This window comes from Chloracidobacterium sp., from assembly GCA_025057975.1.
Classification (GTDB): domain Bacteria; phylum Acidobacteriota; class Blastocatellia; order Chloracidobacteriales; family Chloracidobacteriaceae; genus Chloracidobacterium.
The window spans coordinates 1-863 of the sequence record JANWUV010000034.1 but is presented as its reverse complement, the minus strand read 5'-3'; the positions used below and the strand labels follow the sequence as shown (position 1 = coordinate 863).

2 protein-coding genes are annotated in these 863 nt (G+C 71.7%); both read right to left on the bottom strand.

The window, feature by feature from the left end; all coding sequences use genetic code 11:
* Positions 1 to 261 (bottom strand): response regulator transcription factor (locus NZ585_14905; GenBank protein ID MCS7081320.1); only part of this gene is annotated, 261 nt, incomplete at its 3' end.
* 94 nt (positions 262 to 355) lie between these two features.
* A complete protein-coding gene (locus NZ585_14900) occupies positions 356 to 838 on the bottom strand; it encodes a glutathione peroxidase (GenBank protein ID MCS7081319.1) in 483 nt (160 codons plus the stop codon).
* Positions 839 to 863 lie beyond the last annotated feature (25 nt).

The following is an 863-nucleotide window of genomic DNA, read 5'->3' as shown; positions in this document are numbered from 1 at the left end:
ATCGCCCTGGGCCGTGACCGCCACCACCCGCCCGAGTCCGGAGCGCACCAGATGCTCAGTGGCGGCGAGCCCGCCCATGCCCGGAAGCTTGAGATCCATGAGCACCACGTCCGGGCGGAGCGCGCGCGCGAGACGCAGCGCCTCCTCTCCGGTGGCCGCCTCGGCCACCACCTCGATGTCCTCCTCGGCCTCGAGCAGCGCCCGCAGACCGACCCGCACCAGCTCGTGGTCGTCGACCAGCAGCACCCGGATTCGGCCCATGGCATCTCCCCACGCGCCCGGCCGACCCATGCTAGCGAAGGGCGGCGCCCGGGAGGAACCTCCGAACGGGGCTTGCGGGGACCTGAGGAAAGGCTCAGGGCGTGGCGGCGAGCGCCTGCTCGATGCTCTCGATCAGACGGGGATCGTCGGGCCGGACGCTGCTCGGGAACTGCGCGAGCAGCCGCCCGTCGCGGCCGATCAGGTACTTGTGGAAGTTCCAGCGCGGCGCCTTGCCGCCCGCCGCCTCGGTGAGGGCGCGATAGAAGGCATGGGCCTCCTGCCCGCGCACCCGGATCTTCTCGAACATCGGGAACTCGACGCCGTACTGGGTGCGGCAGAACTCGGCGATCTCCTCCTCGCTGCCCGGCTCCTGCCCCATGAAGTCGTTGGAGGGGAAGCCGAGGACGGCGAAGCCGCGCCCGGCATAGCGCCGATGGAGCGCCTCGAGCCCCTCGTACTGCGGCGTGAAGCCGCACTGGCTCGCGGTGTTGACCACGAGCAGGACCTGCCCGGCGAAGGCCTCGCACAGGCGCACGCGCTCGCTCGAGGCGAGGCGACGAAGCTCGTGGTCGAGCAGCGGGGGACAGGATGCGGAGAGCGGG